This is a genomic window from Actinocrinis sp., from assembly GCF_035938995.1.
GTDB lineage: Bacteria > Actinomycetota > Actinomycetes > Streptomycetales > Catenulisporaceae > DASZGI01.
Genome location: NZ_DASZGI010000121.1, coordinates 1 through 8,519 on the forward strand (window position 1 = coordinate 1; position 8,519 = coordinate 8,519).

Here is an 8,519-nt window from a genome sequence, read left to right on the forward strand (position 1 = left end):
CTGACCACGGACGCGGTGGTCGGCACGAACGTCGTGTTGTCGGCGTAGCCGGCGGCGACGATGTTGGCCTGCACCGCATTTTCGGTGGCGTCGGAGGGGAAGCCGGACAGGACGGCGCCTTCGAAGAACTCTCCATCGCCCCAGATGCTGTTGTCGCCGCCGGTGCCGAGCTCGATCGAGGGTTGCACCTTCATCGGGTTGTAGCCATTGGGCAGCGGCCCGGAATAGGACTGGGTCAGCCCGCCTGACTGCCCGTTGCCGTATTTGAGGGTGAAGTTGGTGGTGCCGTTGTTCTTCTCCCACGCGGTCAGGAACGAGCCCTTCTCGCTGGAGATGTTCGAGGGGTTGGCGCCGGTGTTGCTGAAGTACATGCCGTTCTCCAGGTCACCGCCCACCCACGGGCCGGAACCGCTGCAGTTCTGCGTCCAGCAGTCGGTGCCGTAGTAGATCGCGTTCATGGTGGCGTTGCCGTCGTCGGAGTCGTTGGTCTCGGCCGACCCGAAGTCGAAGCAGCAACTGCCGCTCGTGAGGTTCGACGACGTCAGCATGTAGATACCCTCAGGCTGCGAGCCGGTGGGCACGTTCTTGGCGGCGTTGTTGCGATAGCCGGTGCCCTGGGCGTCGAAAAGGGCACCGTACGCTGGTTGACCACCGATAGTGACGGGCAGCGCCATGGCGGGCGAGCCGATGTCCGAGCCGTTCGGGCCGGGGCCGGGTATCCCGTTCGAGCAGCCGGAACAGGACTTACCTGGCGAAATGGGCATGTTGTTGCCGTTCGCGGTCTGGTCGTACAGCTCGGTGATGGTACAGGTCGTGCCGGAGCAGAAGGAGACCTGGGGTGCCGAGTTGACCACTCCCCCGGCGGACTGCAGGCCGATGTTCAGGGTGCTGCCGTCCGAGCTGCGCTGGATCTGGTACAGCGGGCCGTTGTACGAGCCGAACATGGCCCGGGTGGTGCTGTACGCCGCCTCGCACGGCGTACCACCCGAAGCGTAGATGTCGCACGGCAGCGACGAGGCCGCGGACGCGGGTGTCGCGGCCGCAGCGAACACGGGCACCGCGATCGCCGCCGCGAGCAGGAACGCGACAAACAGCCGCGTGCGCCGTCGGAGTCTAGGTAGCAAAGGCACAGGTACCTCCGAGAATCGGTCTCATCACGCTGTGGTGGGCAGGAGGTTTTCGGGGCACGCCGCCGCGGCGGCGTCGCCGATGGAAGCGGACGGACGGGGCTTCACGGGTCCAGCCGATCCGACGCGTGGGCGAGCTGTCGCCGAGTAGCCCACCCACGCCACAACGCCTCGGGCTGACCCGAAGCAGGCCTCCGGACGGATCGATACGGCACGTCCGATTGGCGCGATCGAACGGGTCGCACCCGCGGACGGCTGTGTGAGAACCAGGGGAACGCACTGGCCGTCGTGTGGGCGTCGTTCCGTCGGTGGCGCTGTGCCGGGTGGCGGCCCGCGCGCATCGCCAGCGCCGTCGCAGGCCACACTTCGCAGCGACCGTAAACGAAGGCTTCCCTGCGGCGCAGCACACATATTCGGCCGACTTTAGATGTAAGTCAAGATATCTGCGTCGGTTTCCTGGAATCTTTGATCTAAAGCCAGAATTATGGTCAAGAAGCACTCGCTGACGCGGCGCATGCGTGGGGTGGCCTGGCCCCTGCGACCAGCGAAAGGCGCCCGCTCAACCAAGCTGGACAGGTAGCAGAGGGGCACCGAATCGACAGAGCCGACCCCGAGGCCCGTTTCGCGCCTATAACAGGACACCAAGCTTGGGTTATGAGCAAACTCGGTGCAACACGACTATCCCGCGCGTTGACAGTACGCGCGGGTTCGGATGCTTGGGAATGGTTGTCAGCTGCGCTTGGCGACCGCCTGTCCTGCCCCAAACCGGAGCACCCGTGGATTGTCGCGGTCCGCGTGCAGCTCCAGCATCCTGGCGACTACGTCTTCGGCCGTCGCCTCCTGCTCGACGATGCGAGCGGTGTCGCGCGGCGTGGCGACCTCTTGTGCACCGACGCCGACGAACGGTCGCATAGGCGCCACGTGGACGCCGGTACTCAACCCTGCTTCGACGGCCATGGCGAGACTCCCTACGTTCGCGGCGTACGAAGTGTCTGCGTGCATTGTCCTCGCCCGGGCCGGATCGCACTCTCACCTATTCAGGTGAGCGCCCGGCCCCAATACGTCATCAGGACCTTGTGACCGCAGAGTGGTCGCCCGCAAGAAGAACTCGCCCGCTCGCGCGTCTTGACGGGCTGACGCCGCAGCGGCTACGGTCCCCGATGACGCGGCGGTAAGGAAACCTTCCTTACCTTTCTTCGTCGTACTGGCCGAGCATGTCGCGATGGCGCCGCGACTCGCGGGACCGGGCCAGAGGCCCGTCGCCCGAATCACGCTCGGCACCCCGCTCCACCTCTTTGTACTTCCTTGCACCCACGTGTGGCCGGATCGCCCCGGCTACGAGCCAGGGGACACTCATGAGATCACTCTTCCCGCTCCACACGCCCCACAGGGCAGACGCCGGAGTCGCGATCGCCGCGCCCGTCCCCCGCCGCCTGCGCGCGGCGCTGGCCGCAGGGGCCACAGTGCTGGCAACCGCCGGGTTCGCCGCCGCCGCAACCGGCGGCGCGCGAGCGGCGACCGACACCCCACTGCCTGCGCACGTGTTCGCGCCCTACTGGGAGTCCTACAGCGGCGACGACCCCCTGACGGTCTCGCGGAACTCCGGGTCGCCGTATCTGACCGCGGCGTTCTTCCAGACCGCGAGCGCCGGTTCGTGCACGGCGTACTGGGACGGCGACACCAGTCAGCCGGTCTCGTCATCCACCCACGGCAGCCAGATCGCCTCGATTCAGGCCGCCGGCGGCAACGTCATTCCCTCCTTCGGCGGCTACACCGCCGACACCACCGGCACCGACATCGCGGACAGCTGCGCCAATGTCAGCGCCATCGCCCAGGTGTACGAGAACGTCATCACCACCTACAACGTGCCGCGCATCGACCTGGACATCGAAGCGGACTCGCTCAACAACACCGCCGGCATCCAGCGCCGCAACCAGGCCGTCGCGCAGGTCGAGTCGTGGGCCGCGGCCAACGGGCGCACGATTCAGTTCTCGTACACGATGCCCACGAACACCACCGGCCTGGACTCCACGGGAGTGGCAGTCCTACAGAACGCGATCTCGGTCGGCGCCACCGTCGGCGTGGTGAACATCATGGCGTTCGACTACTACGACGGCTCGACGCACGAGATGGCCAACTCCGCCGAGTCCGCCGGCTCGGCGTTGGAGAACCAACTGGCCTCGCTCTACCCGTCGAAATCGGCAGCGCAGCTGTGGAGCATGATCGGGATCACCGCAATGCCGGGCATCGACGACTATGGGGCGGCGGAGACCACCACCGAGGCGGACGCCTCCGCCATCCTGAACTGGGCCGAGTCCAAGAGCATCAATACCCTGTCGTTCTGGGCGATCGAGCGCGACAACGGCGGCTGCCCCGGTACGGCCGGTTCGGACAGCTGCTCGGGCATCTCCCAGCCGACCTGGTACTTCAGCCACGCCTTCGAGCCCTTCAACGGAGGATCGTCCATCGGTGGCGGCGGCACGATCGTCGGAAACCACTCGGGACTCTGCCTTAGCGACACCGGCGGCTCGACGACCGTCAAGACCACGGCGGACATCGACGCCTGCAACGGCTCCGCGGCCGAGAACTGGACGGTCAACTCGAACGGGACGATCGTCGACGGCAACGGGCTCTGTCTGAGCGTGTCGGGCAGTTCGACCACGCCCAAGGCGACCGCCGACATCTACACCTGCAACGGCAGCGCGTCGGAGCGGTGGACGGCGAAGTCAGACGGCACGATCGTCAACAACAACTCGGGACTGTGTCTGAGTGTGTCCGGCGGTGCGACATCCGCCGGCTCGACCGCGGACATCTATACCTGCAACGGCAGCGCGAGCGAGTACTGGACCATCAAATAGGCCTGGTGGTAGCCATCGGCACGGTTCGCGGTAGCTGCTTCACGTCTCCTGACCGGCCGCGCGCCCACGCGGCCGGTCAGGCCACTGGTCGGTCCGCGGGAGGAGTTCTCCCAGCCCAACTCGCCGAGATCACCGCCGCCAACGCCAACCAGTGATCGCCGGCCGCGCGCGTTCGCCCGGAGAGGCGGCAGGCCGCAAGTAACATCGGTAGTCCTATGAACGCTCGCCCGCTGCCGCCACTGCGCGGTCGCGGCGCGCAGCTCGCCGCCGTACACGGGCACCTCGAGCGAGCCTGCACAGGTCTGGGCTCCGTCGTGGTGATCGAGGGCGCGGCCGGGCTCGGGAAGACCTCGCTGCTGCGCGCCGCCGAACAAGCCGCCGGTGACCTGGCGTTTCACAGCGGGCGGGGCACCGCGGACCCGATCGACGCAGTTGTGGATCTCGCGGTGCTGCTCGAGGCCCTGTTCGACGGCGAGAAGCCGCTGCTCGACCGGTCGGCCCTCAGCACCACGCACGCATCCCCCGAACAGCGCTTCTGGCGGCTTTACGACATCCAGGCGCTGCTCGAACAGGCAGCGCTCGGCGGGCCGCTGCTCATCTGCCTGGACGACCTGCAGTGGGCTGACAACGGCACAGCGGCCGCGCTGCGTGCGCTGCCGCGACGACTCAGGGACCTGCCCGTCGTCTGGCTTCTCGCCACGCGGCCCGGCCAGGGCTCCCCCGCGGTCCGCGCCGCACTCGCTGGGCTCGCCGACGGCGGAGCGGAAGTGCTGCGGCTCGAGCCGCTGGACGATCAGGCGGTCACGCAGATCGTCGCCGACATCCTGCACGCCGAACCGGACCGGCGGCTGCTCTCCAGCGCGCAACGCACCGAAGGCAACCCGTTCCTGCTCGTCGAGTTCGTGCGCGGCATCGAGCAGGAAGGCATCATCGCCGTCGAGTCCGGTCGTGCGCGGTTGCTCGACGAGCGTCTGCCCGGCCGGGTCAGCGACGATATGCGGCGGCGGCTGGCCCGCTTGTCGGACCCTGCGATACGCGTCGCGACCGGTGCGGCGTCGCTGGGCCGCCGCCTGTGCGTGCCCGACCTCGCGGCGATCAGCGGGTACTCGGTGCCGGAACTGGTGATCCCGATCCGCGAACTGGTGCAGGCGGGGATCCTGACGGAGTGTCATGAGCGGCTCGAGTTCGGGCACGACCTGATCCGCGCGGCGGTGCGCGCCGAAACCCCAGCCGCGGTGCGCCGCGCCATGGATCGCCAAGGCGCCGAGGTGCTGCTGGCCCGCGGCGCGCTGCCCGTCGAGGTCGCCACCCAGCTCGCCGCCAGCGCCGAGCCCGGCGACGACGTCGCCACCGCCACGCTGCTCAAGGCGGCCGAAGCACTCAGCACGACCGATCCCGAGGCCGCGGCGAACCTCGCCGACCGGGGCCTGCGCCTGATCGTGGGCGAGCATCCGCTGCGCGGGCCGCTCGTCGCCCGGCGGGTCCTTTCCCTGTTCGCGGCCGGCCTGGGCAAGCAGGCCGAGCAGTTCGCCGACATGGCGCTGCGCCAGGCGCTGCCGCCCGAGCAGGAGGCCGAGGTCCGGTTGAGCATCGCGAGCATGTTCGACCTCGCAGCCGACGTCCGCGCCGATAACGCACGCGCCGGGCTCGCGCTGCCCGACGTTTCGGCCGACGCGCGCTCCTGGCTCGCCGCGCTGCTGTTCCACAACCTCGTCGTCGCCGGACGAACCGATGACGCGTTGAACGCCGTCGACGCACTGCACCGGATCGTCGAGAGCGACACCGCCCGGGAAGGCCGCTTCGCGTTCGAACTCGCCCACGCGGGACTGGACTACCAACTCTTCCACTTCGAATCGGCGCTGCGCCGCCTGGACGTCGCCGCCCGCATCGGGACCTCGGCGGACGTGAGCAGGCAACTCGCGGATTATTTCCGCAGCTGGCCGCTGCTGGCGTTGGATGAGTTCGAGGCGGCGGACACCGCGGCGGACGAGGGGATCGCCGCCGCGACCCGCGACCGGCAGAACTGGGCGCTGCACATCTTCGAGACCTGGAAGGGTCTGCAAGCGCTCGAAACCGGACGTCTGACCGAGGCGGCCACCGCGCTGGAGGGCAGATATCAGCCAGGCGAGGCGGACCGCATCGTCAGCGTGATCAACGCGGCCGCACTCGCCGGGCTCGGGCGTGTGCGAGTCCGGACTGGAGACACCCGCGGCGCACGAGAGGTCGCCGGGATGTGCCGTGTGGTCGCGACAGTGACCGCCCCCGGCCCACGACGACACGCCACCTGGTTCCTCGCTTCGCTCGCCATGGCCTCCGGCAACGCGCAGGAGGCACACGAGCACCTGTGCGGACGGGGCGCGGACGAACGACTCGCGATCTTCCCGCTGTTCCCGCACGACGTGGGAATCGACCCCGAACTCGTCCGCATCGCGATCGCGGCGGGCGACGACGAACTCGTCTCCCGCGCCCTCGCGGTCGCCGAGCAACGCAGCGAGCGAAATCCCCGGGTGCGCAGCCATGCCGCGACCGCCGCGCACGCGCGCGGCCTCGTTCACCACGACGCGAGCGAACTCGAGTCCGCTGTGCGCACCCTGCGCGAGGTGCCGCGCCCGCTCGCCTTAGCCTCGGCGCTTGAGGACCTCGGCAGAACGCGGCTCGACGCCGGCGCCACTGCCGCCGCCGTCGATGCCTTCGATCAGGCACTGGCGCTCAGTTCCGCACACGGCGCGGCGTGGGACGCGGCGCGCATCCGCCGTCGGCTGCGCCGGCTCGGCGTGCGCCGCCGCCTCGTCGCTCCCACCGGCCCGAGCAGCGGGTGGCCCGCGCTTACCCCGGTCGAGCGTCAGGTCGCCGACCTGGTCATCGAGGGCCGCACGAACCGCGAGATCGCGGAGCAGCTGTTCGTCTCGCCGCACACGGTGAACGCCCACATGCGCCGCATCTTCGAGAAGTTGCAGGTCAGGTCTCGGGTGGAGCTGGTCAAGAGGGCGGGGCGCGGGCAGGGCGGATAACGGATCGCATGGATGCGCGATGTGGTGTGTCCGGCCGCGCAGCACGATCCACTGGGAGTGTCGGATCGTCCAGGTGAGGATCGGTGGTCGATGTTCGGGCCGCTGCGTGGCCGAAGCGAGCAGATGGAGCGCACGCTCGCGCTCGTACGTACCGCTTGCCAGCATGGCAGCGGCGGGGTGCTCCTGGTCACCGGCCCTGCGGGCATCGGCAAGACGGCCCTGGTCACCGAGGTGCGTCGGCAGTCCGTGGCGCTCAAGTTGCGAGTCGTCGGCGGCAAGTGCGACGAATTCGAGCAGGTGAGCCCGGGTGCGCCGGTGATCGCGCTGCTGCGGTCCGGGCGCCGTCCCCTGCTCGACGCCGCTGCGTATGAGCAGCTCGCCGTTGCGGCGAGCGAGCCGCTGCTGCTCGCCGAACGCATCGCCTCGTGTCTGGAGGCAGCGGCCGCAGCGCAGCCGTTGCTCATCGCGCTCGACGACGTCCAGTGGGCGGACCGCGTCACCCGTTTCCTTGTGCGCACCCTCGTCTCACGTCTGGTCGGGCTGCCGGTCGTCTGGGTGTTCGCCAGCCGCGAACCCGGGCTCGATGACGATCTCGTCTGTTGCGATCCGGTCCGCGTCGAGCGGATCCCGCTGCGTCCGCTGGCCACCCTCGACCTGATCGCCATCGCGCACGACAGGCTGGGCCGAATCCCGGACGCACGCGTGCGCCGGTACCTCGACGCGGTCGGCGGAAACCCCATGCTGGCGACACATCTCATCGACAATCTCGCCCGCGCGGCGGACTGCGGCGAACCCGACAGCGTGCCGCTTGAATTCGCCGCGTTGACCGCGCATCGGCTCGCCGCCCTGCCTTCGGCCGCGCGCGAACTGGTCAGTCTGGTGGCCGTGGCAGGACGGGAACTGCCGACTCACGAAGCGGCCGCGCTGCTGTCCGCCGCGATCGGGGACGAGCCCGACGGCCGTGAGCGCGCATGCGCGCAGGCGGTCGAGGCCGGACTGCTCGCGGCGAGCGACCTCGCACTCGGTTTCCGGCACGACCTCGTCCGCGAAGCTGTTTGCGCCGCGATCGGCCCCAGCCGAAAGCGCGAGCTTCATCGAAGGCTCGCAGAGCACTACCTCACCGCGGGAGATGCGTTCCTTGCCGCGTCCCACGCGCGAGCGGCCTGCTCGCCCGGAGACGCGGTGGCCGCGGCGATCCTGATCTCCGCAGCCGAGGCGCTGACCGGGCTGAACGTCAACGATGCCGGTGAGCTCGCATCTCTCGCCTTCCACAGCCTCCACGTGACGCAACCGGAATGGCTCGACCTGAGCCGTCGCTGCCTCGCGGTGCTCTGCCGCACCGAGCGGGCGACCGACTCGATCGCCGTCGCCGACATGATCCGAGCCCAGGCGGACGATCCCGAGCTCGTCGGCGAGATCGAAACCCGGGTGGCGAGCGCGCTGTGGCTCAGCGGGCGCACCGACGAGCTGCGGGCGCGCGTCGAGCGAACCCTGCGATCGAGCACGATCTCCCCCGCGGTCGC

Annotated in this window: 5 protein-coding genes; 3 read left to right on the forward strand and 2 right to left on the reverse strand. The window is 69.3% G+C overall.

Annotated elements, in window-relative coordinates; genetic code table 11:
* Both VGZ32_RS08045 and VGZ32_RS08050 read right to left on the reverse strand, forming a co-directional pair.
* On the reverse strand, window positions 1–1,130 hold a 1,130-nt coding region (locus tag VGZ32_RS08045; protein WP_326885238.1), incomplete at its 3' end, for an arabinofuranosidase catalytic domain-containing protein.
* 726 nt (window positions 1,131–1,856) lie between these two features.
* Window positions 1,857–2,084, reverse strand: coding sequence for a hypothetical protein (locus VGZ32_RS08050; protein ID WP_326885239.1), 228 nt, complete (start codon window positions 2,082–2,084; stop codon window positions 1,857–1,859).
* Window positions 2,085–2,482: 398 nt separating this feature from the next.
* Between VGZ32_RS08050 and VGZ32_RS08055 the strand changes: the two genes are divergently transcribed.
* The 3 genes from VGZ32_RS08055 to VGZ32_RS08065 form a co-directional block, all read left to right on the forward strand.
* Window positions 2,483–3,985 (forward strand): ricin-type beta-trefoil lectin domain protein, encoded by a 1,503-nt coding sequence (locus VGZ32_RS08055; protein WP_326885240.1) that lies wholly within the window; start codon window positions 2,483–2,485, stop codon window positions 3,983–3,985.
* A gap of 215 nt (window positions 3,986–4,200) precedes the next feature.
* Entirely contained in the window at window positions 4,201–6,996 is a 2,796-nt protein-coding gene (locus VGZ32_RS08060; protein ID WP_326885241.1) for a helix-turn-helix transcriptional regulator, read from the forward strand.
* A 90-nt stretch (window positions 6,997–7,086) separates the two neighbouring features.
* Window positions 7,087–8,519 (forward strand): AAA family ATPase (locus tag VGZ32_RS08065; RefSeq protein WP_326885242.1); only part of this gene is annotated, 1,433 nt, incomplete at its 3' end.